Origin of the sequence: Exiguobacterium sp. s16 (genome assembly GCF_018618115.1) — a bacterium.
GTDB classification, from domain to species: Bacteria; Bacillota; Bacilli; order Exiguobacteriales; family Exiguobacteriaceae; genus Exiguobacterium; species Exiguobacterium mexicanum_A.
Genome location: NZ_JACSLM010000001.1, coordinates 288,411 through 313,585, shown reverse-complemented (window position 1 = coordinate 313,585; position 25,175 = coordinate 288,411). Strand labels below are relative to the sequence as shown.

At 50.7% G+C, this 25,175-nt stretch carries 25 protein-coding genes and 1 other annotated feature; of the genes, 3 read left to right on the top strand and 22 right to left on the bottom strand.

Annotation, left to right across the window (positions count from 1 at the left end):
* Positions 1-67 precede the first annotated feature (67 nt).
* The 4 genes from KNP86_RS01625 to KNP86_RS01610 form a co-directional block, all read right to left on the bottom strand.
* Entirely contained in the window at positions 68-1,300 is a 1,233-nt protein-coding gene (locus tag KNP86_RS01625; RefSeq protein WP_214752603.1) for a DUF2254 domain-containing protein, read from the bottom strand.
* A gap of 68 nt (positions 1,301-1,368) precedes the next feature.
* The gene (gene mecA / locus KNP86_RS01620; RefSeq protein WP_034776946.1) at positions 1,369-2,025 is read right to left on the bottom strand and encodes an adaptor protein MecA; all 657 of its coding nucleotides are present in this window, start codon (positions 2,023-2,025) and stop codon (positions 1,369-1,371) included.
* Positions 2,026-2,205: 180 nt separating this feature from the next.
* A complete protein-coding gene (gene spxA, locus KNP86_RS01615) occupies positions 2,206-2,604 on the bottom strand; it encodes a transcriptional regulator SpxA (protein ID WP_015881217.1) in 399 nt (132 codons plus the stop codon).
* 179 nt (positions 2,605-2,783) lie between these two features.
* Positions 2,784-2,921 (bottom strand): hypothetical protein, encoded by a 138-nt coding sequence (locus KNP86_RS01610; RefSeq protein ID WP_016510424.1) that lies wholly within the window; start codon positions 2,919-2,921, stop codon positions 2,784-2,786.
* Between the two features lie 223 nt (positions 2,922-3,144).
* Here KNP86_RS01610 and KNP86_RS01605 point away from each other — a divergent pair, with 223 nt between their 5' ends.
* The gene (locus tag KNP86_RS01605; protein ID WP_034776944.1) at positions 3,145-3,675 is read left to right on the top strand and encodes an HD domain-containing protein; all 531 of its coding nucleotides are present in this window, start codon (positions 3,145-3,147) and stop codon (positions 3,673-3,675) included.
* A gap of 72 nt (positions 3,676-3,747) precedes the next feature.
* Here the strand turns inward: KNP86_RS01605 and KNP86_RS01600 are convergent, their stop codons facing one another.
* From KNP86_RS01600 to KNP86_RS01580, 5 genes are all read right to left on the bottom strand, one after another.
* Positions 3,748-4,698: an ABC transporter ATP-binding protein gene (locus KNP86_RS01600; RefSeq protein ID WP_214752602.1), complete on the bottom strand. Its 951-nt coding sequence runs from the start codon at positions 4,696-4,698 to the stop codon at positions 3,748-3,750.
* On the bottom strand, positions 4,698-5,771 hold the full coding sequence (locus tag KNP86_RS01595) for an ABC transporter ATP-binding protein (protein WP_034776940.1): 1,074 nt from the start codon (positions 5,769-5,771) through the stop codon (positions 4,698-4,700). The genes KNP86_RS01600 and KNP86_RS01595 overlap by 1 nt, the downstream gene beginning before the upstream one ends.
* A 24-nt stretch (positions 5,772-5,795) precedes the next feature.
* On the bottom strand, positions 5,796-6,821 hold the full coding sequence (gene opp3C, locus KNP86_RS01590) for an oligopeptide ABC transporter permease (protein WP_034776938.1): 1,026 nt from the start codon (positions 6,819-6,821) through the stop codon (positions 5,796-5,798).
* The gene (opp3b, locus tag KNP86_RS01585) at positions 6,821-7,747 is read right to left on the bottom strand and encodes an oligopeptide ABC transporter permease (RefSeq protein ID WP_034776936.1); all 927 of its coding nucleotides are present in this window, start codon (positions 7,745-7,747) and stop codon (positions 6,821-6,823) included. The genes opp3C and opp3b overlap by 1 nt, the downstream gene beginning before the upstream one ends.
* Positions 7,748-8,049: 302 nt before the next feature.
* Positions 8,050-9,666 carry a peptide ABC transporter substrate-binding protein gene (locus KNP86_RS01580; RefSeq protein ID WP_214752600.1) on the bottom strand — a complete coding sequence of 539 codons (1,617 nt, stop codon included), beginning with the start codon at positions 9,664-9,666 and terminating at the stop codon, positions 8,050-8,052.
* A gap of 272 nt (positions 9,667-9,938) precedes the next feature.
* On the opposite strand from KNP86_RS01580, the gene KNP86_RS01575 reads away from it, so the two are divergent.
* Both KNP86_RS01575 and trpS read left to right on the top strand, forming a co-directional pair.
* The gene (locus tag KNP86_RS01575) at positions 9,939-10,307 is read left to right on the top strand and encodes a DUF3899 domain-containing protein (RefSeq protein WP_034776934.1); all 369 of its coding nucleotides are present in this window, start codon (positions 9,939-9,941) and stop codon (positions 10,305-10,307) included.
* A 46-nt stretch (positions 10,308-10,353) separates the two neighbouring features.
* Positions 10,354-10,561: a binding site (T-box leader), on the top strand.
* Between the two features lie 49 nt (positions 10,562-10,610).
* Positions 10,611-11,612: a tryptophan--tRNA ligase gene (trpS, locus tag KNP86_RS01570; protein ID WP_034776932.1), complete on the top strand. Its 1,002-nt coding sequence runs from the start codon at positions 10,611-10,613 to the stop codon at positions 11,610-11,612.
* Between the two features lie 109 nt (positions 11,613-11,721).
* On the opposite strand, the gene KNP86_RS01565 is transcribed toward trpS, so the two are convergent.
* The 13 genes from KNP86_RS01565 to alaS form a co-directional block, all read right to left on the bottom strand.
* Entirely contained in the window at positions 11,722-13,377 is a 1,656-nt protein-coding gene (locus KNP86_RS01565) for a peptide ABC transporter substrate-binding protein (protein WP_214752598.1), read from the bottom strand.
* A 203-nt stretch (positions 13,378-13,580) separates the two neighbouring features.
* Complete coding sequence (locus KNP86_RS01560; RefSeq protein ID WP_214752596.1) at positions 13,581-15,113, bottom strand: peptide ABC transporter substrate-binding protein; 1,533 nt, start codon at positions 15,111-15,113, stop codon at positions 13,581-13,583.
* 66 nt (positions 15,114-15,179) lie between these two features.
* Positions 15,180-16,412 (bottom strand): beta-ketoacyl-ACP synthase II, encoded by a 1,233-nt coding sequence (fabF, locus tag KNP86_RS01555; RefSeq protein WP_214752594.1) that lies wholly within the window; start codon positions 16,410-16,412, stop codon positions 15,180-15,182.
* Positions 16,409-17,368: a beta-ketoacyl-ACP synthase III gene (locus KNP86_RS01550; protein ID WP_034776926.1), complete on the bottom strand. Its 960-nt coding sequence runs from the start codon at positions 17,366-17,368 to the stop codon at positions 16,409-16,411. The genes fabF and KNP86_RS01550 overlap by 4 nt, the downstream gene beginning before the upstream one ends.
* Positions 17,369-17,443: 75 nt before the next feature.
* On the bottom strand, positions 17,444-18,148 hold the full coding sequence (mtnN, locus tag KNP86_RS01545) for a 5'-methylthioadenosine/S-adenosylhomocysteine nucleosidase (protein WP_029595792.1): 705 nt from the start codon (positions 18,146-18,148) through the stop codon (positions 17,444-17,446).
* Positions 18,149-18,203: 55 nt separating this feature from the next.
* Entirely contained in the window at positions 18,204-18,677 is a 474-nt protein-coding gene (gene greA, locus KNP86_RS01540; RefSeq protein WP_029595793.1) for a transcription elongation factor GreA, read from the bottom strand.
* 66 nt (positions 18,678-18,743) lie between these two features.
* Complete coding sequence (gene udk / locus KNP86_RS01535; protein ID WP_034776924.1) at positions 18,744-19,379, bottom strand: uridine kinase; 636 nt, start codon at positions 19,377-19,379, stop codon at positions 18,744-18,746.
* A 16-nt stretch (positions 19,380-19,395) separates the two neighbouring features.
* Positions 19,396-20,037, bottom strand: coding sequence for an O-methyltransferase (locus tag KNP86_RS01530; protein ID WP_138859710.1), 642 nt, complete (start codon positions 20,035-20,037; stop codon positions 19,396-19,398).
* A 66-nt stretch (positions 20,038-20,103) separates the two neighbouring features.
* The gene (gene mltG, locus KNP86_RS01525; protein WP_034776920.1) at positions 20,104-21,246 is read right to left on the bottom strand and encodes an endolytic transglycosylase MltG; all 1,143 of its coding nucleotides are present in this window, start codon (positions 21,244-21,246) and stop codon (positions 20,104-20,106) included.
* Between the two features lie 71 nt (positions 21,247-21,317).
* Positions 21,318-21,620 (bottom strand): DUF1292 domain-containing protein, encoded by a 303-nt coding sequence (locus KNP86_RS01520; RefSeq protein WP_034776918.1) that lies wholly within the window; start codon positions 21,618-21,620, stop codon positions 21,318-21,320.
* A gap of 13 nt (positions 21,621-21,633) precedes the next feature.
* Complete coding sequence (ruvX, locus tag KNP86_RS01515) at positions 21,634-22,056, bottom strand: Holliday junction resolvase RuvX (RefSeq protein WP_214752592.1); 423 nt, start codon at positions 22,054-22,056, stop codon at positions 21,634-21,636.
* Position 22,057: 1 nt separating this feature from the next.
* A complete protein-coding gene (locus tag KNP86_RS01510) occupies positions 22,058-22,324 on the bottom strand; it encodes an IreB family regulatory phosphoprotein (RefSeq protein WP_029595797.1) in 267 nt (88 codons plus the stop codon).
* Positions 22,325-22,361: 37 nt separating this feature from the next.
* A complete protein-coding gene (alaS, locus tag KNP86_RS01505) occupies positions 22,362-25,001 on the bottom strand; it encodes an alanine--tRNA ligase (RefSeq protein WP_214752590.1) in 2,640 nt (879 codons plus the stop codon).
* Positions 25,002-25,175 lie beyond the last annotated feature (174 nt).

The window sequence follows — 25,175 nt, the reverse complement described above, 5'->3', positions numbered from 1 at the left end:
CAGATTTGTTATTTCATCTGTCTACCTATTGGGGAGCATATCACTTCTCGGACCCCTTCCTTTCTCGTTAATCACGTATTTTCCGTGCTTTCGTCATCTGATTCGTCAAGAACGCTTTCTCTCGTGGATGCAACTCATCCAAGTCGAGCGCTTCCTCAAAGTAGTCGATGAAGTCCTCGAACGTTTCATCATGCGAGGCGTGTGCCTGAATCCGCGCGATTCGGATCGCCTCGAAGACGGATGCCATCACGAAAATGTCGTGACTCGCATACGTCTTCACAGGAGCGAACGCCTCGAACAATGTCGCTTCCATCGTTTTTCGTTTGGCATGCCAGTTGCTCTTGTCGTTGGAGAATAAAAAGTCACCTGCCGGCAATCGGCTCAGTTCGCGTAAAATATCGCCGATGTAGTGAATCGCGTGAATCGCCGTATTCGGATCATTGATGCCCGGTGAGACGCCTTTCAGCGCAATCTCACTCAACTTCTCAATGACGAACGCCGGGTCTTGAATCGATGAACGAATCTCGCCGATTTGGAACACGTCGATATCGGGCGCTTCTTTTGCGAGCCAATAACCGAGAATATCTCCTTTCGCCACGAAGTCCCCGACGGCGACGACCGATTCGAAGTCGACGTCACGGCTCTCCTGCTTCTCGCTCGAGAACAGTTGGACGTAGCCCGTTCGGGAGGCATATACCGCCTGACCCTCGAACTTGTGAATCGTACGTTTCGGGACGATATACATGTCCTCCTCCTCGACCGCCCGTCTCTGGTTTTCGATGACGGATAGCGCCTCGCGATGCAACGACGATAAAAGGCGTTCAGCTTGAATCGAGACGCTGATCGTTTGAATGAATTTGACGAACGCCCATATCGAGCTGACGACGAGCAGAACACTGATGCCTGACGCGAGCACGGCATCCTCCTCCGACGTCCGGATGAGGAACAAGTTCGTAATGCCATACACCGTCGTCATGATGAACAGACCGAGTGTATGTTTTGAAGCCGAGTTCGTCAAAAAGTTATTGATCGTCCGAGGCGAGAACTGCGACGAATACGTCGTCAAGACGACGAGAATCGTCGAAAAGCTGAACGTCATCATCGTCATGAGGCTCGTGAACGACGAAGACAGGACAGAAGCTGCTGAATCCTTGTCTAAATAAATGATTTCCGGTAACAGCTCCCGAAAAAAGCCTCCAAAATATTGAGTCAGGAACGTTAACACGATCCCTCCCACCCCGTACAAGAACGGGACGAACCAGGCACTATCGGCCAACATCAGTTGTAAACGCTTGAGCATCACGACACCTCTTCATATGTATAAATTGGTAAAAAAATCGCCTGTCCACATGAACAGGCGATTGGGGTTTAGAAATAGTGACGGACTTTCGAGAAGACATCCCCGTCGAGAATGAGTTTACCGTATTCTTCAAGCATCGCTAACGTCTGCGTGCTGAACGTCAAATACTCGGCCAAGAGACTCAATACGTTCTCTTCTTCTTCCGGTTCCATCTCATCTGGGAAGTCAATCCACAAGTAATACCGGTTGTCGTAATGGAATAACTTAAGGTTGACGTTGTTCAACGCCTCTCCTGCTCGTTTACTGAGCGAGATGATCGCCTCAAAGTCATCCGTTTCCATGGCGAGCGGAGCCCACGCCTCCGGCTCGGCTTCGATTTCATCAAGTTCACTCAATTGATCAAGCACCGATTGCTGATCGCGCGCCTCGTCGATTGCCGAGCGCAACAGTGACCCAAGCTCAGAATCGTCTTCAGAGTCAATCACATTTTTCGCGATCGTCACGGTCACTTCAAGTCCTTTTTCAAACGCTTGTACTTGTATCCATAGTGGACCATCAAACGAGATATCTTCTCGTTCGTGCGCTTCGTCCATCATCTGCCAGAACAGCTGCTCACCACGTTCTCGGTTATACCAGATTTCATCACGAGCGAAACCGCGTTTCTCGATATCGACATACGTAATGAAAAATTTGACGGTGTTGTCGTTGATGCGCTCAATTTTCACGATTGTCCACTCCCTTCTCACCTCACTCCTACTTCAACAATTAAGGAGGAGAGGGGAAATTGTCTTGTTATCATAGTACCCTTTTTTTAACGTGTCAATCTATTGATGATGGGGTTGTTACTATTATTTTATCGGAAAAACGGAATAATAAAAAGCACACTGCTTAGACAGTATGCTTCCTCACTCGTTGACGAGTCGTTGCGCTTCTTGAAGTTGGAACGTCCGGACCTTGCGCGGCAAGAATCGACGAATCTCATCTTCGTTGTACCCGACTTGGAGACGTTTTTCATCAATCAAAATCGGACGGCGAAGCAATCCTGGATATTCTTGAATCAAATCGTATAGTTGTTGGAGTGAAAGCGCATCGACCGATACGTCGATTTTCGAGAAAACTTTAGATCGGGTCGAGATGATTTCATCTGTCCCATCTTCTGTCATACGTAGAATTTGTTTGATCTCATTGAGTGAGAGTGGTTCTGAAAATATGTTCCGTTCCGTGAATGGAATATCATGCTCCTCGAGCCATGCCCGTGCTTTTCGGCACGATGTGCAGCTCGGAGACGTGTACAATGTGACCATTTTCGTTCCTCCCTGATCAAATGTTCGTTCATCTTTTTCAAGTGACTCTATTTGTATACCCAAAAATTCGTCCACTTAATTATAATAATTCTTATTTATTGAAACTTCAATGATAACTTTTCTCACTCAGGTAAGAAAAGAGGACGCATTCAGGAGAATGCGACCCTTGATCGACCGTTCTAGGACGCCGGCATTCGAGAAACCGGTTGTGATACCGTCTCTTTGCCAGGCTTCACTTGTAAGTCTTTCAATTTCTTCTTAAGGACTTCCTTCAGAAGTTTCTTTTTCTGTTGCAATACTTTGTCACGTTCTTTCATGGTCTCTCACCCCCAACGCCAAAAGGACCGGACCGACCGTTACTGAATCTGAAAATCTTGAACTTGCACTAATCTACAATTAAATTATAGCACATTCCTATGAAAATGGTTGAACAATCTCGAAGATTTTCATCATTTCACACGTTCCAAATTTGCTTTTCTTTTTCAATTCCCGTATAGTTAATAGAAATAACCTTTGAAATCACCAAGGAGGAGAGCGAATATGAGAATTACGTTAGAGACGATTATGCAACATCCGGTCACCCAAAAATATTTGACCCGTTCCGGTCTGAAACACGCCGTCGACGTGTGTGAACGCGCTCTCGAATTGGCGACGCGACGAGGACTCGATACGGATTTAGCGACGAAAGCCGCTTTGCTCCATGACATCGGTCACTACGAATGGTACACCGAAGGCAAATGGAACTACGATTTATACCGTCAAAACGACATTCATGCCATTAAAGGGGCCGAACGCGCCCACAAGCTATTGATTCGTCTCGGGGAAGACCCGGCGCGCGCGAAAGAGATCTCGGTCATGATTTTGCTTCATACCGATTCCTATCTCCCGCCTAACCGGATTCAACGTACCCCACTCCAACAGCTCGTCCATGATGCGGATACGTACGTGGAACAACCTGGCGGACTGCATCACTATGAGACGATGGAAATCGAAGATGCCCTTGCCCGTGTCCGCCTGATTGACGCGGTCGTCGAACGGCTCTCGAACTTGCCACGCATCTCAAACGCCTGACACCGTCCTTGGACGGTGTTTTTCTTTGCGTTCAAAAAAGTCCCGAATCCGGTTGGATTCGGGACTTTCTAATTATACGAGTTGCGCTTTGTACGCTTCGTATTCTTCGTCTGTCAATGAGACGTAATGGCCTGGCTCGACTTCACGGAGCGCTGGGATGCTTGAATCCTCATCCGAACGTCCGACGGCACCGAGTGACTTCGACTCATACACGATCCGCTTACGTGTGCGCTCGTGCTCTGGATCCGGAAGCGGGATCGCTGAGAGAAGCGACTTCGTATAGGCGTGAATCGGGTTCTCATACAAACGCGCTGCTGGAGCGAGTTCGACGAGGTGACCTTGATACATGACACCGATCCGGTCTGAGATATATTTGACCATCGACAAATCGTGGGCGATGAACAAGTAAGTCAAATCACGGTCGCGTTGCAATTCTTTCATCAAGTTGACGACCTGGGCTTGGATCGATACGTCGAGAGCCGAGATTGGCTCATCGGCGATGATGAAGTCCGGTTCAACCGCGAGAGCGCGGGCAATCCCGATCCGCTGACGTTGACCGCCCGAGAATTCGTGCGGGTAACGGCTCGCGTGCTCTTTCGTAAGACCGACCGTTTCGAGAAGGTCATAGACACGGTTCATCCGGTCTTCTTTCGTCTTGGCAAGGCCGTGGATATCAATGCCTTCAGCGATGATATCAGCGACCGTCATCCGCGGGTTGAGCGATGCGTAAGGATCTTGGAAGATCATTTGCATGGCCCGGTTGAATTTCAACTTCTCCGCTTTCGACTTCTTGCCATGAACGTTTTCGCCTTTGAAGACGACGTCACCGTCCGTCGCGTCATAAAGACCGATGATGGTACGACCTGTCGTCGATTTCCCACAACCTGACTCCCCTACGAGACCGAGTACTTCACCTTTGTAGATATCAAACGAGATGCCATCGACCGCTTTAACGACGCGGCCTCGGCCAATTTTAAAGTGCTGCTTCAGGTCTTTTACTTCGAGTAATTTCTCGCGTTCCATTATTCAGCACCACCTTTCAAAATCGATTTGGCGAACGCGCTGTCCGGACGATACTTGAGTGCAAGGTCACGGATTGCTTTCGGCGGGCTCACTTGCGGTGCTTGCGGGTGCAATAACCAACTTGCCGCATAGTGCGTGTCGCTAATTTGGAACATCGGTGGTTCTTTTTCAAAGTCGATCTTCATCGCATACGGGTTACGTGGTGCGAACGCATCGCCCTTTGGCGGGTCGAGCAAGTTCGGCGGCGTACCTGGGATGGCGGGAAGCGCCTCGTTCGGGTCATCAGATGGGCGCGGCATCGATCCGAGCAGTCCCCATGCGTATGGGTGACGCGGCTCGTAGAAGATCTCATCGACCGTTCCCTTCTCGACGATTTTACCAGCGTACATGACGGCAACACGGTCAGCCATGTTCGCGACGACACCAAGGTCGTGCGTGATGAAGATAATCGCTGTGCCGGTCTTTTGCTGGATGTCTTTCAAGAGCTCCAAAATCTGAGCTTGAATCGTTACATCGAGAGCCGTCGTCGGCTCATCGGCGATCAATACTTTCGGGTTACATGCGAGCGCGATCGCGATAACGATCCGTTGACGCATACCACCTGAGAGTTGGTGCGGATATTGCTTAAGACGTGCTTCTGGGTTTGGAATCCCGACGAGCGTGAGCAATTCCAGCGTACGTTTCTTCGCATCCTCACCCGTAAGACCTTGGTGTTGCTTCAATCCTTCAGCAATCTGTTTGAAGATTGTCATCGTCGGGTTGAGTGATGTCATTGGATCTTGGAAGATCATGGCGATATCACGGCCACGAATCTTCAACATTTCTTTTTCCGACAACTTCGCCAAGTCTTTACCTTCGAACAAGATTTCTCCGTTCGTGATTTCACCTGGCGGGTTCGGGATCAGACGCATGATCGCTTTTGAAGTGACGGATTTACCAGAACCCGATTCACCAACGATGGCGAGCGTCTCGCCTTTTTTCAAATCAAACGATACGTTGCGAACAGCTTGTACCGTTCCAGCATACGTATGGAACGAGACCGCTAAGTCTCGGACAGATAAAATCGTTTCCATTCACGAGTCCCCCTGTTTCTATAATTATTTACGCATTTTCGGGTCAAACGCATCACGCAAGCCATCGGCAAGCAAGTTGAAGCTGACCATGAGCAAGACGATGATGACTGACGGGATGACGAGCAAGTACGGGAATGTCCGTAGCTCTTTGTATCCGTCGTTGATCAACGTACCAAGTGACGCTTGTGGCGGTTGAAGTCCGATCCCGATGAAACTGAGGAACGCCTCGAAGAAGATGGCAGATGGAATCGTGAACATGAGTGTGATGATGATGGCGCCGAGCGTGTTCGGGATCAAGTGTTTGAAGATCAAACGGTTACTTGAAGCACCGAGCGTACGAGCTGCCAAGACGAACTCTTGGTTTTTAAGTTTCAAGATTTGACCGCGGACGAGTCGACTCATCCCAATCCAGCCGGTGATCGTCATCGCGAGGATGATCGTGAACACCCCTGGGTCAAAGATCAAGATAAACAAGATGATCAAAATCAAGTTCGGAACACCTGTCAAAATTTCAACGATCCGCTGCATGATGTTATCTGTGCGCCCACCGAAGTAAGCCGAAATCCCACCGTATGCGACACCGATGACCGTATCAATGATCGCAGCCATCAAACCGATGAAGAGCGAGATGCGCGTTCCTTCCCAAACACGTGACCAAAGATCACGGCCGAGGTAGTCCGTACCGAACCAGAAGTTTTCTTCGACATTTTTCTGTTCATAGAAATCGATGTCGCGTCCACCGAGGTTGGCCATCCCGTCAAATCCAGCCCATTCAAGTCCAGTGACTTTAGGCGGGAGTTTTGCTTGTGAGATGTTTTGTTCATAAGCGTCACGGCCTGAAAGCATCGGACCGAACAACGCGAGCAAGACGAGAATGACAATGACTGACAACGAGAGGATGGCGGCTTTGTTTTTCTTTAGGCGCATCCAAGCGTCTTGCCAGAAGTTCAAACTTTTACCGGCAATACGTTCACCGAGCTGTTCATTCATCTCGACACGTTGGAACATGTCTTGGTCGAACTGCTCGAAATTCTTTTTATTTTCAATCATCAGTTATCCCCCCCAAGACGAATACGTGGGTCAACGACTCCGTAGAGCAAGTCGACAAGTAGAATGATAATAATGAACAAGGCCGAGAAGAAGAGCGTTGTGCCCATGATGACCGAGTAATCATTCAACGTAATTGATGTAACGAACAACTCACCAAGTCCCGGAACCGCAAAGATCTTTTCGATAACGAACGTACCTGTCAACAGGCCGGCCGTCATTGGTCCGAGAATTGTGATGGCAGGAATCATCGCGTTACGCACCATGTGTTTCCAAACGATGGCGTTTCCGGTCAATCCTTTCGCCTTAGCGAGCGTGACATAATCTTGTCCGGTCACTTCTAGCATCTCGGTCCGGACGAAACGAGCGATCGCCGCCGTGACACCGAGCGAGAGCGAGATGGTCGGCAAAATCGTATGAGCCGGTGAATCCCAGAACGCGACAGGGAGGATTTGCAACTTAACCCCTACATAGTACTGAAGGAGGGCTGCAAATACGAATGATGGGACAGAAATCCCGATTACCGATACGAACATTGAACCATAGTCGATGTACGTGTTATGACGGATGGCCGCAACAATCCCGAGGAGCAATCCGACAAACGTCCCGAGGACGAGCGCTTGAATCCCTAGTTGAGCTGAAGGTCCGATCCGTTCCATAATCAAATCCGTCACTGGCCGGTTGGCCGTACGGAACGATACGCCGAGGTCACCTTGCACAAGGTTCCCTAAGTAAGTCGCATAACGAACTGGAAGTGGATCATTGAGTCCGTAACGATCGTTCAAGAGTTGAATTTGTGATTCAGTCAATTTCTCCTGGTTTTGGTACGGCGAACCTGGAAGCAGGTCCATCAGGAAAAACGTGAACGTCGCAATCAAGAAGAACGTGATGAGGCCGTAAGTCAGCCGTTGCAGAATATAACGTCCCATAAATAAATACCCCCTGTTTTTCTAATGTGTCTATGCTTGCACCAACAGCGTCACTATGACATATTGCCCTTTTCTTGAATTCACAAAATGAAAGGAATTTTCTGAAAGAATAGGTCAAACGTCATCTCAAGGCTCTTAGCACAGCACATGAAAATTGAAGAATCCTTAGTTTGTAAAGTATTCTGAATTTTCACTGTTACTACATTATACTTTACCAACAAAACATTTGAATAGTATTTTCTCTCATTTCCGGATTTTTTTTAGAAAAGGGGGGACATGCACGTTGCATGCCCCCTTCTCATTTAGTTGATATCGACGTATTTGTACTGGTAATCAGCACCGAATAGTTGACGGTTGAAGTTTTCGACGTTTGGACGGAGCAAGTAAGCGACACCAGCTTGGTAAATCGGCATGATGGCTTGGTCTTGTTCGATCAAGAGCGTCTCTGCTTCTTTAAATTTGTCATAACGGGCATCGATTGCTGTTTCAGCAGATGCTTCATCAATCAACTTGTCGTAGGCAGCAGACTTGTAGTTGATGTCGTTTTGACCGTTGTCAGACGTGAAGATGCCAAGGTTTGTGAGCGGATCTTGATAGTCAGGTCCCCAAAGGGCGAATGACATTTGGTACTCTCCGTTCGCTTCGAGCTCGAGCTTGTTATTGAACGGTTGTTGTGAGATGTTCACGGTCACGTTCGGCAAGTTCGATTCGATTTGGCCTTTCATGTACTCTGAGATTTGTTTCGATACTTCGCTGTCGAATGAGAGAAGTTCGATTGTAGCAGCTTCGCCGCCAGTCGCTTCTTCCCAAAGTGATGCCGCTTCGTCAGCGTTCGTTTCAAAGTGCGTCACGCCTTCCGTGTAATCCGTGCCGTCTTCATACTTGATGAAGTCTTTCGGGATGAACGAAGTCGTGGCGATTGAACCGTTGTTCAAGAGTTGGTCGATGATTCCGGCTGGATCGACCGCACGAGCGATTGCTTTACGGGCATTGACGTCAGCGAAGACTTCATCTTCATGGTTGAACTTGAAGTAACCGACGCTTGAACGAAGGCCTGTGTTATAGTCGTCGTTCTCTTGGAAAGCAGCAACTTGTTCAGATGAAAGGCCGGCGTAGTCGACTTCTCCTGCTTCATACAAGTTGACGACTGTCGATGTGTCTTTGACGACACGTACGTCTACTTTTTCCAAGGCGACGTTTTCAGCATCCCAGTACGCGTCGTTTTTCGTCAACACGTACCCTTGCTCACGATCCCACTCCGACCATGTGAATGGACCGTTGTAAATGTGGTTCTCTGGAGTCGTTGAGAAATCCGCACCTTTTTCAGTAGCGAACGCTTCGTTGATCGGTGTGAATGTACCGAACGATGTGAGCGAGATGAACGATGGGTCCGGACGCTCGAGTGTGACTTCAAGCGTCTTCTCATCGATTGCTTTCACCCCGAGGTCTTCTTTTGGAAGATCTCCTGTGTTGATGGCTTCAGCATTTTTTACTGTGTTCATGATGTACGCGTATTGTGAACCAGTTTCTGGATCCACAGCGCGTTGCCAAGCGTAGACGAAGTCGTTCGCTGTGACAGGTTCGCCGTTAGACCATTCCGCGTCGCGGAGTGTGAACGTGTAGACCGTTTCGTCTTCGTTCACTTCTGGTTCTCCTTCGGCGATTGCTGGAACGGCATTCCCGTCTTGATCCAGACGGTAAAGACCTTCCATCGTGTTGGCGATCAAGTTGAACGCGACTGCGTCCGTCGCGAGCGCCGGGTCAGCCGTTGTAATATCAGACGTGTCCGTCAAGCGGAGAACTTTTTCTCCGTTCGAAGACGAACCGCCGTCAGAGTCTCCGCCAGTCGAGCAAGCGGCGAGCACTGAACCGAGTGCCAAGATGAGTGTCATCATGAGCAAAATCGATTTTTTCTTCATTGCGATGTCCCCTTTCTGAATCGTGAAGCATGGCGTTTCGTCGGACGATAACATCTTACTTTTTCTTTAATTTTCTGAATATTTCATTTTGTATCCGACGAAAGAACGTTAGGGCTATTGTAAAAAATTTTTAATCAAACTGTCAACTCCCTAATAAACCGCTGTCATTTTCAACACGAACTTCTCGCCTTCTCCACCAAGCAACAGGTATCATAGAGCCATAGGGCGGATGACTCGATGGAGCACATCCAAGCTGAAAGGAGTTTGTCACATTGAAAAATTTTAGAAGTATATTAATCGTTTGGGGGATTGTCACAATTGCCTACACGGTCTGGTCGAGCCTCTCTTATTACCAGGATGAAACGTTATTGTTTCATTTGAGCGGCGGTCTGTTCGTCGCCGGGATGCTCGTCTTTGCAATCGGTATGTTCTCTCAAATGAGCGCGTCCGGACTATTCGACGGCATCATGTACGGGTTCAAACGTAACCGACGCGCCAAGTTAAAAGAAATTGACCCGGATTACGAGGAAGACGAAGAAGCGACTCCGGAAGAACGGGCCGCTCAAAAACATTCGGCTTCGCGTTGGGTGTACGTCGGCGTCGGTAGCATCATCCTCTCCTACGTCATCACCCTCGTTTGACCTTCCGATTTTTCAGACGATATGCTACACTATGGCTAGAACAATAGGAAACACGATGAAGAAGACAAGTACCTCGATCCCCCTTTCCCCCAGAGAGTCTACGTTGCTGCGAGTAGATGGAGAGCGTCGAGCGAATGGACTTCGGAGTGGCTCATCTGAACGATAGTATGGTGAGACGGTCACGCCCGTTAACGCGATCAAGTGGCATGAACTTCATGCAAATTTGGGTGGCACCGCGGTTATTCGTCCCGATTTTTCGGGCGGGGAACCGCGGTTTTTTTTATATTCTATGGAGGTGCAATCATGGCAAAAATCTTTTCTGGCATTAAACCGACCGGCGTCGTGACGCTCGGTAACTACTTAGGGGCGATGAAACAGTTTGTCGAGCTCCAAGACGAGCACGAAGCGTTCTACTGTGTCGTCGATCTCCATTCGATCACGGTCCAGCTTGACCGGGTCGAGTTGATGGACAACACGCGTAAACTTGCGGCGCTCTATCTCGCTTGTGGTCTCGACCCTGAGAAGTCGACGATCTTCGTCCAGTCGGAAGTGAAGGCGCACGCCCAGCTCGGATGGATGTTGACGTGTATCGCCGGCATGGGTGAACTGAGCCGGATGACGCAGTATAAAGACAAATCCCAAAACAGTGAAAATATCGGTGCCGGCCTGTTCGTCTATCCGACGCTCATGGCGGCTGATATCCTCTTGTACGGGACAGAACTCGTCCCGGTCGGTGATGACCAAAAACAACACGTCGAGTTGACGCGTGACTTGGCCGAGCGCTTCAACAAGCGATACTACGAGACGTTCACGATTCCTGAGCCGCTCATTCAAAAAGAAGGCGCCCGCATCATGAGTTTGACGAACCCGGTGAAGAAGATGTCGAAATCGGATGCGAACGTGAAAGGCTTCATCTCGATGCTCGATGAGCCGAACGTCATCCGCAAGAAAATCAAGAGCGCGGTCACAGACTCGAGTGGCATCATCAGCTTTGACCGAGAGAACAAGCCGGGAATCTCGAACTTGCTTGAGATTTATTCACTCTCGACCGATACGCCAATCGATGAACTCGTCGAACGTTATCAAGATTCGAACTACGGGACGTTCAAACAAGATGTCGCTGAAGCGGTCGTCGCCATGCTCGAACCGATTCAGAATCGCTATCATGAACTCGTCGACTCAGCTGAGCTCGATGCGATCCTCGATGCAGGACGTGAAAAGGCAGAAGCTGTCGCCAACAAAAATCTCGCGAAGATTGAAAAAGCGATGGGCCTCAACCGAAAACGTGCCAAAGTGAAAAAATAAGACGAAGCCGCCCTTTACACGCAAAGGGCGGCTTTTCTGCGTAGCGATTTCAAATTGGATGCAACAAAAAAGAGACAGGCGTCCCTGTCTCTTTTCGTGTTGTTTCGAATTATTGTTTGCCTTCGATATAAGCCCACTTGTACGAGTAGTCAGCGCCGAACGCGTGTTCAACGATGTCCTTAACGTATGGCTTCGTGAGGCGAGCCGATCCACGTTGGTAAACTGGCGAGATCGCGTTCTCTTCAAGAACGATTTTCTCTGCAGCTTGAAGGTCAGCCCAACGCTGTTCAGCATCTGTGCTTGATTTCGCAGACTCGATGAGTTTGTCGAATTCTTCGTTCGACCACTTACCACGGTTGTATGGTCCGTCAGTGACGAAGAGGTCAACGAATGTCATTGGATCCTGGTAGTCAGGGCCCCATCCAGCGAATGTCAACTCGAAATCACCTTTGTTCTCAAGGTCAAGTTTGTTGTTGAACGGTTGTTGCTTGATTGTGAGTGTGATACCTGGAAGGTTCTTCTCAAGTTCACCTTTGATGAACTCACCGATTTGCTTCGCAGATTCTGAGTCATAGTTGAGGAGTTCGATTTCGACAGAGTCTTGACCGATTTCTTCAAGTCCTTTTTCCCAAAGATCTTTCGCTTTGTCCACGTCGTAGCCGCCGATGTCGCCGTTCGCTTCACGGAAGTCTTTACCGTCTGGTCCAGTTACGAAGTCTTTTGGTACGAGGTAGTTCGCAGGGATTGAACCGTTCGCAAGGAGCGTTTCAGAGATCGCTGCTTTATCGTATGCCGCGTCAATCGCGTTACGGATGTTTTGGTTGTCGAGTGCTTCAACTGCCGTGTTGAACTGGAGGTAGAAGAGTGTTGGCTCGACGACAGTCGAGAAGTCTTCGTTGTCTTGGTATTGCGCAACGAGCTCAGAAGTCAAACCAGTACGGTCAACGTCGCCGTTTTCGTACAAGTTAACGCCTGTTGAAACTTCTTTAACGACTTTAACGTTGATTTCGTCAAGTTTGACGGCTTCAGCATCCCAGTAGTCGTCGTTTTTGACCATTTTCCAGCCTTGCTCGCGCTCCCAGCTTTCGAGTTTGAACGGTCCGTTGTAGAGCGTTGTTTCTGCAGACGTACCGAAGTTCTCGCCTTGCTCTTTGTCGAACGACTCAAGTTTAGGCATAAATACGCCGAAGCTTGTGAGGCCGAGGAAGTAATCTGCTGGTGCAGTCAATTTAACTTCAAGTGTCTGATCATCAAGTGCCTTGACGCCGACAGCGTCGCGCTCGCCTTCGCCAGTGTTGTAGGCTTCAGCACCTTCGATGATTGACATGACGTAAGCATATTGTGAAGCGTTGTCCGGGTTAAGGACTTCTTTCCAAGCGTATTCGAAGTCGTTCGCTGTTACAGGCTCACCGTTAGACCAAGTTGCGCCTTCACGGATTTTGAACGTGTACGTTTTCCCGTCTTCAGAGACGTCATGATCTTCCGCGATCCCCGGTGTCGGGTTATCTTCGTCGTCCATACGATAGAGACCTTCGTTAACGTTGTTCAAGACGTTGAACGAAACCGCGTCAGTCGCGAGTGTAGGGTTAAGTGAAGGGATGTCAGAACTATCGAGCAAGTTGAGGACTTGCTCCTCGTCTGCGCCGCCTTCAGAACCTTGATTATTTGATGATGTCTCTTCTTCCCCACCCGAGCAAGCTGCTAGGAATGCGCTAGATAGAAGCGTTACCGACGTTGCTAAAGCAAAACCTTTTTTCTTATTCATTGCGATGACCCCCTGATTTTTTTCGGTTTAACGAAATGAACGATGGTAGAAAATTCAGATATCTCACTTTACAAAATTTGCTACCACAATCCCGTTGAAGCAATAATACAATATTCTGATAATTTTGCAAAGTGTTTATTTTGATTTTTCTAAAAAATTTTTATTATAGGCTAAAAGCCCGCCTAGGGAGACGGGCTTTTAGCTCATTTTTCATAAACTTTAGAAAAAGTTAGGACGTACGAAGGACCGATGACCGGAAAACCGATTTCCGCATATTTGGAATCGACTGCGTAAGATCTTCCAGCTTGGTAGATTGGGATAACGACAGCTTCTTCCAACAGCCGTTTTTCCGCCTGTCGATACGTCTCGTTCCGGTCCGCAAGTACTTCTGTCGAGCGGGCCTCATCCATCAAACGATCGAACGTTTCGTCCGTGTATCCGCTCGAATTCAAATAGTTATTTGTCTCGAATTGGGTCAAATAGGCACTGAATGCCGGGTAGTCCGGTTGCCACCCTGATAGTGACAACGCGTAATCGCCTGCGACTTCTTTCCTAACTTTGTCACCGAGCGGCAACTCGACGACGTTCACTTGAAGACCGGGAAGTTGTTCAAGCTCTGTTTCAATCGTCTGGGCGATTTGTCTCGCCTCTTCATCGACAAAGCTGAGCAACTCAATCTCGATTTCCTCTTCTTCGAGCCGATCAAGCACGTCTGCGAACAGTGTCGCCGCCTCTCCTTCAAGCGTCGGCTCCGTCTCCGTTTGATCGGTGACGAGCAATCGTTCTGTCGTCCGTTCGGCTCTTGCGAGTGACCCTTCCACTGCTTCGCGATCTAAGGCGAGCGCGAGCGCGCGTCGGAAATCGGCATCATCGAACGGATACTCGTCGACGTTCGGTTTTAAATAGAAGACGCCGCTTCGCGGGACATCAATGAGCTTACCTTCGAGTGATTCGATCGTCCCCTCGTCCGTGCCGTAAGGGATCGGGTGAATACCGTCGGGCTCTGAACTTAGACCTTCATCCGCCCAAATGATAACCTTTTCGAGTGTGACGCGATCTGCATCATAATAATCCTCGTTTTTTATCAACGTCGCCTGGGCCGCGTCGATTGACTCGATTTGGAACGGTCCGTTCGCATCGAGCTCTTGCCACTCCCCAATCATCGTCTGCGGCAAAAAGGCCGGCATCGCTAACATCTGCTCGAACCCTTCCATCGGCCGCTCGAGCGTCAGTTCAAGTGTCTGTTCGTCAATCGCTTTCACGCCGAGCGTCTCTGGTTCTTTCGTCCCGAGACTGATTGCTTTCGCGTTCAATACATCTCCGAGGAGGAAACTGAACGGGGAATTCGTATCGTCATCGGCGAGCCTGCGAAAATGATCGACGAACGTTTCAGCCGTGATCGCATTTCCATTGACGGTTTGACTTGCCTTCAAGTTAAACGTATATGTCGCCCCGTCCTCGGAACGCGTCATCGTCTCAACGAGTCCCGGTTCAATCTCACCGTCCGCTCCGAAGCGATACAATCCTTCATAAATATGCGATAACACAGTTTGCGAACTCGGATCGATCGCGAGCAGCGTGTTCGGCTGCTCCGGCAACGTCTCTCCATGGATCGTCACGATTTGTTCTTCTGGTGGTAGTAATTCTCGTGCCTGCTCTCGTTGTCCGTACCAAATAACGAAAAAAAGGATAAGGACTGAACCCAACAAGGCGGCACCGATGAAAAATCGTTTCATCTGGCATTCTCCTCTCTGTTAGACCAACCCTTATACCCTACCCGTTTTTGTCACTTTTTTCTACTATTAGTCGTTCACTTTCGCGAATGCGAGCGTCGCGTTGTGGCCCCCGAAGCCAAGCGAGTTGCTCAGTGCGTACTGGATATCAAGTTCCCGATTTCCGTCACGGACATAGTCTAAATCGCAATTATCAGCTGGTGTCTCACAGTTGATCGTCGGATGAATCCGTCCCTCATGAATCGATAGCGCCGTGATGACGGCCTCGACTCCGCCGGCTGCGCCGAGCAAGTGCCCGATCATCGATTTTGATGAGTTGACGGCCAAGTTGTGCGCGTGGTCACCGAAAACGTTGTGGATTGCTTTCGTCTCGAGCATGTCGTTGAGTGGTGTGCTCGTCCCGTGTGCGTTGATGTATTGAACGTCTTCTGGACGAATTCCCGCGTCACGTAGCGCCTCGTTCATCGCTTTTGATCCACCTTCTGCCTCAGGTGACGGTGCCGTGATGTGGTAAGCGTCCGAACTCATGCCATACCCGACGACTTCCGCATACATTTTGGCTCCGCGCGCTTTCGCATGCTCATATTCCTCGAGAACGAGCACGCCCGCGCCTTCACCCATGATGAAGCCGTCACGGTTCTGATCGAACGGGCGGCATGCCGTGTTCGGGTCTGGATTCGTCGATAGTGCCTTGTTGGCACAGAATCCTGAGAATGAGAGCGGCGTGATTGGTGCTTCGGCCCCACCTGCGAACATCGCGAGGGCATCACCACGTTGGATGACTTTAAACGCCTCACCGATTGAGTTCGTTCCAGACGCACAAGCTGTGACCGAGCAGTTGCTCGGCCCTTTTGCTCCGAGGTAAATCGAAACTTGACCGCTCGCCATGTTTGGAATCATCATCGGGATGAAGAATGGGCTGATGCGACGTGGTCCCCGTTCATGCAAGATGCTCGCTTGTTTGTCGATCGTTTCGACACCACCGATCCCGCTTCCGATCCAAATCCCGACATCGTCCGCGATTGCTTTCACATCTAGACCGCTATCCCGATGCGCAGCGTCAGCCGCAAGAATCGAATATTGAATGAACGAATCCATCTTGCGCGCTTCCTTCGGTTCGACCAAATGATCGATGTTCCATTCCTTTACTTCCGCCCCGACTTTCGCCGGATACTGGCTAATATCAATCTTTGTTAACGTATCGACTGCATTTTCCCCGTTCAACAGTCGCTCCCACATTGCCGTAACGTCGTTCCCGAGTGGGGAAACGACTCCTAATCCTGTGATGACTACTCGTTTCATGCGTTAATCTCCTCCGTGATGTTAGCGTTATTCCATGTTAAACAGCTCGCTCCCCATGTGAGCCCGGCGCCGAAGCCGGCGACGACGATCGTTTGACCGTTTGAGATTTTCCGTTGCTTGACCGCTTCGGCCAAAGCAAGTGGAATTGAAGCAGCTGACGTGTTCGCATGGTCTTGAATCGTGACGACAACTTTTGCTTCGTCAATCCCTAACCGTTCAATCGCTGCGTCAATGATACGACGGTTCGCCTGGTGCGGCACGAGGACGTCGAGGTCTTCAATCGTCTTCCCGGCCCCTTGCAACGCCTCTAAGACGATGTCAGGCATCTTACGGACGGCGAATTTGAACACTTCACGACCGTTCATGACAATCTTACCTTCTTCATTCTCATATAAGAACTTTCCGCCGGTTCCGTCACTTCCGAGAATGACCGACTCGATGGCGGCCACCTCGTCTTCGCCGAGAACGACGGCACCCGCCCCATCACCGAACAAGACGGCGGTCGAACGGTCGTCCCAATCGATCAAGTTGCCCATCTTCTCAGCTCCAATGACGAGTGTGCGCTTCAACCCTTTCGCGAGCATCATGCTCTTCGCCGTATCCATCGCGAAGATGAAGCCGCTACAGGCGGCGCTAACGTCGAAGGCGACCGCTTGCTTTGCCCCAAGGTTGGCTTGCACGAGACAAGCCGTCGCCGGGAATGATGGCGCCGTCGCCGTCGCGCAAATGATCGCGTCGATATCTTCAATCGACACACCCGCACTTTGAAGCGCCCGTTCGGCAGCCTTTGTGGCCATATCGGCAACGCTCAAATCAGCGTCTGCCAAATGGCGCGCCTCGATCCCGGTCCGGGTCCGAATCCATTCGTCGCTCGTATCCATTCGTTTTTCCAAATCGATGTTCGTGATCCGGTTGTCCGGAAGGAACGAACCGATGCCAATGATTCCAATGTTCATGTTGATGACCCCTATTCTTAGTATCTGGTACTAATATAAGGGAATAAAAAAGGGATGTCAACGCATCCCTCTCGATTATTCGCTTTGACCGAGTCGTTTTGTGACGGCCATGACCATTTTCGCCGAGTTGATCGATGCCGTCTCCAAAAATTCGTCGAACGACAAGTTCGCTTCCTCATCGGCGCTGTCCGAGATCGAACGAGTCACGACGAACGGGACACCAAACTGGTAGCACGTCTGCGCGATTGGAGCGGCTTCCATCTCGACGGCGGCGACGCCATCAAAATGTCCGAGGATGTCCGCCACCCGTTTCGAGTCATTGATGAATGAGTCGCCCGTCACGATGAGGCCCGTATGGACGTTCACGTCATGGAGACTCTCGATGACTTCTTTACAGACGTCCATCAAGTGCGCATCGGCCGTATACGCCGCCGGCATACCTGGAACTTGCCCATACTCGTAGCCGAACGCTGTCACGTCGACATCGTGGTGACGGACTTCTGTCGAGACGACGACGTCGCCGACTTTCATCCCTTTTTTGAAGCCGCCGGCTGAACCGGTGTTGATGACGACGTCCGGTTTGAACTTATCGATCAAGAGCGTTGTCCCGATGGCCGCGTTCACTTTGCCGATGCCTGATTTCAAAATGACGACTTCCACGTTGCCAAGGTATCCTTCATAGAAGTGATAGTTGGCGATTTCCGTGTCTGTCCGTTCTGTCAATTCGTTGCGAAGCAAGTTTACTTCTTCTTCCATCGCTCCAATGATTCCGATTTTCATCATATGTGCCTCCTCAGAAAGAGAGCGACCTCCAGATGGATGTCGCTCGTTAGTGTTACTTGATTTCTTTAATTTCGACGACCATGTCGCCGCCTGGCGTTTGAACGTTGACCACGTCTCCGACCGTACGGCCGAGAAGCGCTTTAGCGATCGGTGATTCGTTTGAGATTTTCCCTGTGAACGGGTCGGCCTCGGCGCCACCGACGATTGTGTACGTCTCGTCTTCGTTATCTTCTTGAATGAAGAACGTTACCGTTTTCCCGATGGCGACCATCGAGTTGTCGGCTACGTCATCTTGGATGATGACGGCGTTACGAAGCATCTCTTCAAGTTGGGCGATGCGTCCTTCGACCATTGCCTGCTCTTCTTTCGCTGCATCATATTCAGCGTTCTCAGACAAGTCTCCGAAATCGCGGGCGATCTTAATATTCTCAACGACTTCTTTACGGCGCACCGTCTTCAGTTCGTTCAATTCATTTTCGATCTTAGCTTTTCCGTCTAACGTCATGTAATGTTGTTTTTCAGCCATTTCTGTCACTCCTTCATTGTCTCCTAGTATATTACAGCTAGGTTAAATTGAAAACGATTTATTTCCTTATGCCCGGTTGCGTTCTGTGAGCACCCAGCGAATCTTCGTCACGAGCAAATCGATGGCGACAAAGTTTTCTCCACCTTCAGGTACGATGATGTCCGCATAACGTTTCGTCGGCTCACAAAATTGAAGATGCATCGGCCGGACGACATTCGTATATTGGGCGACGACCGAGTCGATCGACCGGCCCCGCTCATTGAGATCGCGCTGCATCCGGCGTAGGATGCGGACGTCCGCATCCGTGTCGACGAACACTTTAATGTCCATCAAGTCGCGGAGACGATCATCCTCGAGCGCCAAAATGCCTTCGACGATGACGACGTCGACCGGCTCGATCAAGATCGTCTTGTCCGAGCGCGTGTGCGCCGCATAGTCATACACCGGTTTCTCGATGGCCTTGTGCTCTTGTAACTGCTTGATATGCTCGATCAAAAGATCGTTATCGAATGCGAACGGGTGGTCATAGTTCGTCTTATATCGTTCTTCCATCGTCATCTCTGACTGGTCTTTATAATACGCGTCTTGCTCGATCATGACGACCGATTGTCCTTTGAACGCATCCACGAGCGCGCGGGCCACGGTCGTCTTACCTGATCCGGTCCCCCCGGCCACGCCGATAATGACGGGTTTATGTTGCATCAAAGTTAAGTCCTCCTCATCGTAATTTACGACTGATTGCTAGGCCATCACCAAGGGGCAAAATTGCAGTATGATAATCGGTCCGTGCCATCAATTGCTCAGTAAACTCTTTTACGAGACGAACGAGCCGGCGGCGTCGACGGTCAAGCACTGACACATCCTCGAGCAGGACGTCCCCTCGTAAAAATAAATTATCGCTGTAAATCGTACCACCAATTGGTACTAAAGCGCCATACCCATCAAAGAATTTTTGATACTGACCTTTGGCCGCGTCGATAAAGACCGCATCGAATTCTCCTTCAATCGTCCCGATCAACTCCACCGCATCACCATGAATGACAGTGATTCGGTCCGATACGTCCGAGCGTCCGATAAAGCCGAGTGCCTCTTCGTGTCGTCGTGCGTTTCGTTCGATCGTGACGATTTCTGCGTCCGGCAACAGTTCAGCCATTCGAATCGCACTGTATCCGATTGCCGTACCGACCTCAAGGATCCGTTTCGGACGTTGCATCGCGAGAAGCGACAGCAACACTTCAGATCCGGTCAAGTCCATGATCGGCACGTGATGTTCTCGGGCGAACGCCTCCATCTCCGCCAATAACGGCGACCGGGGCGTGACCAAGTTCTCCACGTAACCTTCATAGGATGAATGTTCCACGTCGTACACCTCTTACTCTCTAATCATTCAAACGACCGGAAGCCAAGGCTTCCGGTCGCATATCCGTCAATTGTTGTTTGCTTCTTCGAACGCTTCCCATTCTGGACGATACTTGTTGACGTTCTGTTGGTGCGCCTCGTACTCCACTTCGAACAAGACTTCCCCGTTCGGGAATCCTTCACGCGGTGGTCGGGCGTAGAAATAAACGTTATCCGTATCGTTCGGATTGAGCGTGGCGACGAATGCGTCACGACTGACCGCAGCGATTGGTCCGATTGGGATCCCTTCGTAGCGGTATGTGTTATAAAGTGAATCGTTTTGGAGATCGTTGAACGATGTGAAAATCGAAGTCTCCCCGGTACCGTACCAGACGGTCGGGTCGGACTGCAACTTCATGCCATCGGCCAGACGGTTCTCAAACACACCCGCGATCTCTTGACGGTCTTCCGTCGAGACCGCTTCTTTCTCAACGACCGAGGCGAGCGATAACGTCTCATGGAACGTGCGTCCCGACGCTTCGACCGCATCGCCGTATTCGAGATAGAGCTGTTCGGTCGGCTTGAGCATCTCATCGATGATCTGAGTGAGCGTCACACCTTTATCGAACTCATACGTTGCCGGGAACAAGTAACCTTCGAGCGGGTGATAAATCCCGTCGGCGAGCACTTCGTCCGTCAGCATCTCATGCTCATTGACGAGCGAGCGGATATACTCCTCGTCGCTCAGTTGGTCCGAAATCTCTTCTTTCGGAATATCAGCCTGTTTTGCGAGACGCGAGATGACTTGGTCGATCGTAAAGCCTTCCGGGATCACCAATTTGATATCCGGGACGACGATGACTTTCCCCGTCTTCAACGTGGCGATCAACTCGTCAAGTGATTGTGACGGAGACAACGTATACGTCCCCGCTTGGAACGATGATTCATTTTTAAACCGTGTGTAAAAACGGAAAATCGTGCTATTCCTCACGAGGCCATTCTCTTCGAGTAGTTCGCCAATGTAACCAGAACCTGCACCGAGTGGAACCTCGACCTCGACCGTTTCGGTCGAAGCTGGGTCAACGGGTTCAAGCGATCGTTTCACGAACGCATAAGATACCGCGGCACCTGTGGCGATCACTAGAAGAAAGACAGCAAGGATGATGACCGTAATTCGCCGAACGATCCGGTTACGTGCACGCTTCTCATCAAACATCGATGGATGGTTCATGCGCATTTCTCCCCTGTTCTTCTGTTATGAAGATGGGCGACGAGGGTTTCCCCTAGTCGCCCGTCCACGTATTAGTCTAAACCAACTTCGTCATTGACGATATCGAACGCTTCCATGACTTCCTCGAAGTCATCATCGTCTTCGACGAGCTTCAAGATGAACTCGCCATCTTCAAGTTCTTCGATTTCAAACGCGTACACTTCGATTGTGTCGTCATCTTCGTCTTCTGTTTCTGGATTGCCGACCGGCTCAAGAACGACAAACGTCTTCTTCGAGCGGTCGCTCGTCATCCGGAAAATTTCTGCAAATAAATGCTCGTCTCCATTTTCGTCTGGAATACGGTACATTTCTTCTTCACGACGGATTTCTGCCATGAGTAATTCCTCCTTATTTGCCTGCACGATCCAGGTAATTTTGTAAAATTATGACGGCTGCCATCTTATCGATGACGGCCTTTCTCTTTTTTCGGCTGACGTCTGCTGAAATGAGCATCCGCTCCGCTTGCATCGTCGTCAAACGCTCGTCGACGAGAACTGTCGGCAAACCGGTCGCTTCGGTGAGGGCCGCGGCAAACGCCTGTGACGCCTCGCCCCGAGGTCCGATTGTCGCGTTCATGTTCTTCGGGAGGCCGACAACGACTTCTTTCACATCGTACTGCTCAATAATCGGTTGAAGCAGACGGACGGCTTCTTCAAAGTCCGGCTCGGTCCAGTAGACCGTCTCCACACCTTGCGCCGTCCATCCCATGAGGTCGCTCACGGCGACCCCAATCGTCTTCGAACCGACATCGAGCCCCATGACTCGCTTCATATTAATCCTCTCTACGATCGTTCAAATACGATTTGACCAGCTCTTCGAGCAGTTCATCTCGTTCGATTTTGCGAATTAAGTTTCGCGCATCGTTATGACGCGGGATGTAGGCAGGGTCACCTGACAACAAGTATCCGACGATTTGATTGATCGGTTGGTAGCCTTTCTCCTCGAGTGCTTGATACACCGTGATCAGTGTCTCCCGAGTGTTGGCTCGATTATCATCTTCTGGAAAATTGAATTGCATCGTGCGATCCATTTGGCTCACAAGAATCCACCTCTTTCCGTTTGCACTTCACACTCTATTATGCCAGTGATTGAACGTAATGTGAAGCAAACTTCAATGCTTCATCCAGTTTTGTCGCATCACGGCCTCCGGCTTGCGCCATGTCAGGACGGCCTCCGCCGCCTCCGCCACAACGTGTCGCCACTTCTTTGATCAATTTCCCGGCATGGAAGCCACGGTCGTTCAAGTCTTTCGTCACACCTGCGACGAGGTTGACCTTGTCGCCGTTCGCCGAGCCGAGCAAGATGACGGCCGAGCCGAGCTTGCCTTTCAATTCGTCGACCATGCCACGGAGCGCGTCCATATCTTGTCCGTCGACGCGCTTAGCGATCAATTGGACATCACCGAACGTCTCGATGGCGTCTGTGAGTGACGACGCTTCGATGTTGGCGAGTTTCGCTTTGAGCGATTCGCTCGCGCGTTCGAGTTCTTTCATTTCAGTTTGAAGCGCTTGGACACGCGTCGGCACTTCAAGTGGTTTTGTCTTGAGCAGTTTCGCTGCCGTCTCGAGCGTCTCGATGTGCTGGTTCATCACTTCGTAAGCACCAGCTCCTGTGACCGCCTCGATGCGACGTGTACCGGCTCCGATTCCTGATTCCGACAAGATTTTGAAGAGACCGATTTCCGCCGTGTTGCCGACGTGGCAACCACCGCAAAGTTCGACCGAGTCACCGGCAGCGACGACGCGGACGACATCCCCGTACTTCTCACCGAAGAGCGCCATCGCACCTTTCGCTTTCGCATCGGCGATGTTCATTTCTTCGATATCGACAGCGATTGACGCCCAGATGCGTTCGTTCACTTGACGTTCAATCGATTGGAGCTCTTCAGCCGTCACTTGGCCGAAGTGCGAGAAGTCAAAGCGAAGACGGTCTGGTGTCACGAGCGAACCTGCTTGGTTGACGTGCTCACCGAGCGTGTCTTTCAACGCGCGATGCAACAAGTGCGTCGCTGTGTGGTTTTTGATGATCGCTTGACGCGAGCTTTGATCGACCGTAGCCGTCACCGCGACTTCTGCCTTGGCGACACCTGACGTGACCGTGACCGTATGCAAGTTTTGGCCATTCGGTGCTTTCGAGACGTCTTTCACGTGAAGGACGAAGTCCGACCCGACGATTTGTCCTTTATCGCCGATTTGACCGCCGCTCTCAGCGTAGAATGGCGTCTGATCGAGGATGACCTGTGCTTCTTCCCCTGCCGCGACGACGTCAACGAGCTCTCCATCATGAATCAAGCTGATGATTTTCGCTTCAGTTCCGAGGTTCGTGTACCCGACGAATGATGATGGAAGCGTAATTTCCGCAAGAACGCCTGACTGGATTTGCATCGACTCAACGTCGGCACGGGCAGTCCGAGCGCGTTCACGCTGAGCGTTCATCGCTTGTTTGAATCCATCCTCGTCGACCGTCAATTTGTGGTCTTCGGCGTACTCGATCGTCAACTCGAGCGGGAAACCGTACGTATCGTAGAGACGGAACGCATCTTCACCGCTGATGACGTTCGAACCGGCCGCTTTTTGTGCTTTCGCGACTTCGTTCAAGATAGCAAGACCGTCATGAAGCGTCTCGTGGAAACGCTCTTCCTCGTTCTTAACGACTTTCTTGATGAAATCTTTCTTCTCACGGACTTGCGGATAGAAGTCGACCATGATGTCACCGACGATGTCGACGAGCTCGTACATGAACGGACGTTCGATCCCTAGCATCTTCGCATAGCGAACGGCACGGCGGAGCAGACGACGAAGGACGTAGCCACGGCCTTCATTCGACGGGAGCGCCCCGTCACCGATCGCGAACGACACGGTCCGGATATGGTCAGCGATGACTTTGAACGCCACATCTTTGCTGCTGTCGGTGCGGTACGTCTCGCCGCTGATTTTCTCTGTCTCGCGGATGATTGGCATGAACAAGTCCGTGTCGAAGTTCGTCGGTACGTCTTGCATGACGCTCGCCATCCGCTCGAGACCCATCCCTGTATCAATGTTTTTTCGTGGGAGCTCGGTATAGTTGCCGTGCCCGTCATGGTTGAACTGACTGAAAACGATGTTCCAAATTTCAAGGTAACGCTCGTTCTCGCCGCCCGGGTATAGTTCTGGGTCGGTCGGGTCGTCGCCGAACGCAGGTCCGCGATCGAAAAAGATTTCTGTGTTCGGGCCAGACGGGCCTTCCCCGATTTCCCAGAAGTTCTCTTCGAGTGGGATGATGCGGTCGGCCGGCACGCCGAGTGCGAGCCAAAGTTGTTTCGCTTCTTCATCTTCCGGGTGAATCGTCACCGACAAGCGATCCGGGTCGAGCCCGTACCATTCGTCGCTCGTCAGAAGTTCCCAGCCCCATTTGATCGCGTCTTCGCGGAAGTAATCACCGACCGAGAAGTTCCCGAGCATTTCGAAGAACGTATGGTGACGCGCCGTCTTCCCGACGTTCTCGATATCGTTTGTCCGAATCGACTTCTGCGCGTTGACGATGCGCGGGTTGGCTGGAATGACGCGGCCGTCAAAGTATTTTTTGAGCGTCGCGACGCCTGAGTTGATCCAAAGAAGCGTCGGGTCCTCGACCGGTACGAGTGAGGCACTCGGCTCGACACTGTGTCCTTTCGATTTGAAGAAATCTAAATACATTTGGCGAATCTGTGCGCCAGTTAATGGTTTGAGCGGTTTCATCAACAATTCCTCCTTCAGTTTAAACGAAACGAAAAAAAGCGATGCTCATCCCTGTGGAAAGGGACGAAAGCATCGCTTCGTGGTACCACCCTCGTTCGCACGGCAAAGCCGTGCCTCGAACATCCGATAACGCGGATGAGGCGCCCAGGGTGAGTGGGGACTCCAGACTAGCTT

Coding starts and splice junctions, on each gene's coding strand:
- KNP86_RS01625 (WP_214752603.1), bottom strand. CDS start 1,300: ATGCTCAAGCGTTTACAACTGATGTTGGCCGATAGTGCCTGGTTCGTC.
- spxA (WP_015881217.1), bottom strand. CDS start 2,604: ATGGTCACATTGTACACGTCTCCGAGCTGCACATCGTGCCGAAAAGCA.
- KNP86_RS01610 (WP_016510424.1), bottom strand. CDS start 2,921: ATGAAAGAACGTGACAAAGTATTGCAACAGAAAAAGAAACTTCTGAAG.
- KNP86_RS01605 (WP_034776944.1), top strand. CDS start 3,145: ATGAGAATTACGTTAGAGACGATTATGCAACATCCGGTCACCCAAAAA.
- KNP86_RS01600 (WP_214752602.1), bottom strand. CDS start 4,698: ATGGAACGCGAGAAATTACTCGAAGTAAAAGACCTGAAGCAGCACTTT.
- KNP86_RS01595 (WP_034776940.1), bottom strand. CDS start 5,771: ATGGAAACGATTTTATCTGTCCGAGACTTAGCGGTCTCGTTCCATACG.
- opp3C (WP_034776938.1), bottom strand. CDS start 6,821: ATGATTGAAAATAAAAAGAATTTCGAGCAGTTCGACCAAGACATGTTC.
- opp3b (WP_034776936.1), bottom strand. CDS start 7,747: ATGGGACGTTATATTCTGCAACGGCTGACTTACGGCCTCATCACGTTC.
- KNP86_RS01580 (WP_214752600.1), bottom strand. CDS start 9,666: ATGAAGAAAAAATCGATTTTGCTCATGATGACACTCATCTTGGCACTC.
- trpS (WP_034776932.1), top strand. CDS start 10,611: ATGGCAAAAATCTTTTCTGGCATTAAACCGACCGGCGTCGTGACGCTC.
- KNP86_RS01565 (WP_214752598.1), bottom strand. CDS start 13,377: ATGAATAAGAAAAAAGGTTTTGCTTTAGCAACGTCGGTAACGCTTCTA.
- KNP86_RS01560 (WP_214752596.1), bottom strand. CDS start 15,113: ATGAAACGATTTTTCATCGGTGCCGCCTTGTTGGGTTCAGTCCTTATC.
- fabF (WP_214752594.1), bottom strand. CDS start 16,412: ATGAAACGAGTAGTCATCACAGGATTAGGAGTCGTTTCCCCACTCGGG.
- KNP86_RS01550 (WP_034776926.1), bottom strand. CDS start 17,368: ATGAACATTGGAATCATTGGCATCGGTTCGTTCCTTCCGGACAACCGG.
- mtnN (WP_029595792.1), bottom strand. CDS start 18,148: ATGAAAATCGGAATCATTGGAGCGATGGAAGAAGAAGTAAACTTGCTT.
- greA (WP_029595793.1), bottom strand. CDS start 18,677: ATGGCTGAAAAACAACATTACATGACGTTAGACGGAAAAGCTAAGATC.
- udk (WP_034776924.1), bottom strand. CDS start 19,379: ATGCAACATAAACCCGTCATTATCGGCGTGGCCGGGGGGACCGGATCA.
- mltG (WP_034776920.1), bottom strand. CDS start 21,246: ATGAACCATCCATCGATGTTTGATGAGAAGCGTGCACGTAACCGGATC.
- KNP86_RS01520 (WP_034776918.1), bottom strand. CDS start 21,620: ATGGCAGAAATCCGTCGTGAAGAAGAAATGTACCGTATTCCAGACGAA.
- ruvX (WP_214752592.1), bottom strand. CDS start 22,056: ATGAAGCGAGTCATGGGGCTCGATGTCGGTTCGAAGACGATTGGGGTC.
- alaS (WP_214752590.1), bottom strand. CDS start 25,001: ATGAAACCGCTCAAACCATTAACTGGCGCACAGATTCGCCAAATGTAT.